At 63.0% G+C, this 1,571-nt stretch carries 1 protein-coding gene; it reads left to right on the forward strand.

Annotated features, from left to right (window positions below; genetic code table 11):
- The first annotated feature begins 29 nt into the window (after nucleotides 1-29).
- Nucleotides 30-1,565, forward strand: a complete 1,536-nt coding sequence (locus ACIOZM_RS30045) for an AAA family ATPase (RefSeq protein WP_401220923.1) — start codon at nucleotides 30-32, stop codon at nucleotides 1,563-1,565.
- Nucleotides 1,566-1,571 lie beyond the last annotated feature (6 nt).

Raw genomic sequence — 1,571 nt, forward strand, 5'->3', positions numbered from 1 at the left:
GGCTCAGCTTAAAGGTTAATAAGATTCCGATGACTAGTTTGCATGCCGACGAGGCGTTCCTCGGCCACTTCCAGTTAAGTCACGACCCTTTCGCTCCGCGGGTGCCGGGCTTCAAATTCTTCCCGGCCCAGCGCAAGCCCGTGCTGGGGCAACTGCATCATCTGGCGCGTTACAGCCAGTTGCTGCTGGTGGTAACCGGCCCGCAAGGCAGCGGCAAGACCCTGCTGCGTCAGGCGCTGGTGGCCAGTACCAACAAACAATCGGTACAAAGCGTGGTGGTTTCGGCGCGCGGTGCCGGTGATGCCAGCGGCGTGCTGCGTCAGGTGGCTCAGGCGCTGAACGTGGCGCATGCCGACGTCGGGGCGATTCTCGATCAGGTGGTGCAACTGGCGCTGACCGGGCAGGAAGTCTATCTGCTGGTGGATGACGCCGAGCAACTCGACGAATCCGCCCTCGAAGCGCTGATGGCGCTGGGTGCCGGCGCACCGGAAGGTCGCCCGCATGTGTTCCTGTTCGGCGAGTCGTCGCTGATCGCGCAACTCGAGGCCTTGCACCTTGAGGAAGAGCGCTTCCACGTCATCGAATTGCAGCCGTACACCGAAGAAGAAACCCGCGAATATCTCGACCAGCGGCTCGAAGGTGCTGGCCGGGGTGTCGAACTTTTCACCGCAGATCAGATCTCTGATATTCACGAAAGCTCCGAGGGTTGGCCGGGCAATATCAACCAGGTCGCTCGCGATGCACTGATCGAAGTCATGATCGCCAGCCGCTCTGCGGTCAAGCGTCCAAGTATGGGGTTCAACATGCCGAAGAAACACGTATTGGCGATTTCCGCCGTCGTAGTGGTCGCGGTCGCCGCCGCCTGGCTGATGCCGGGTCGCAACAAGGCGCCGACTACCGGCGCACCGGCCAATGAACAGGCACAACTGCCATTGGGCCAGGGCGCCAAGGGTGGCGCGCCGAACGTCGAGTTCGCCGGCAATACCCAGCCAATGCCATTGCCGCTGGTCGGCAATTCGCAACCGGTCATGCGCGGCCCACTGGCCGAAGCGGCTGGCGGGATCACTGAAGGTGACGATGGCGTGCCGCTGGAAGGCTCCAGCGCTACGCCGCCGACCGTGACCACTTCCGCGCCACCAGCGGGTGTTGCGGCCGGTCCTGCACCAACTCCGGTTCCGGTGCCAGCCGCCAGGCCGACGCCAGCTCCAACGCAGATCGCCACCGCCAAGCCTGCTCCGGCAGCGCCAGCCGCGAAACCGGCTCCAGCGCCGGCCAAGCCTGTCGCAGCGGCCAAACCGGCGGAGAAGCCGGTTGTCGTCGCCAAAGCCGCGGGTGGTAGCTGGTACGCCGGGCAACCGACCGGCAACTACGTGGTACAGATCCTCGGCACCAGCTCCGAAACCACCGCGCAAAACTTCGTCAAAGAGCAGGGTGGAGAGTACCGCTATTTCAAGAAAGTGCTCAACGGCAAGCCTCTCTACGTGATCACCTACGGCAACTTCGCCAATCGTGATGCAGCCGTTTCTGCCATCAAGGCCTTGCCAGCGAAGGGTGAGGGGTGTTAAACATTG

Source organism: Pseudomonas sp. NPDC087346, assembly GCF_044744235.1.
Classification (GTDB): domain Bacteria; phylum Pseudomonadota; class Gammaproteobacteria; order Pseudomonadales; family Pseudomonadaceae; genus Aquipseudomonas.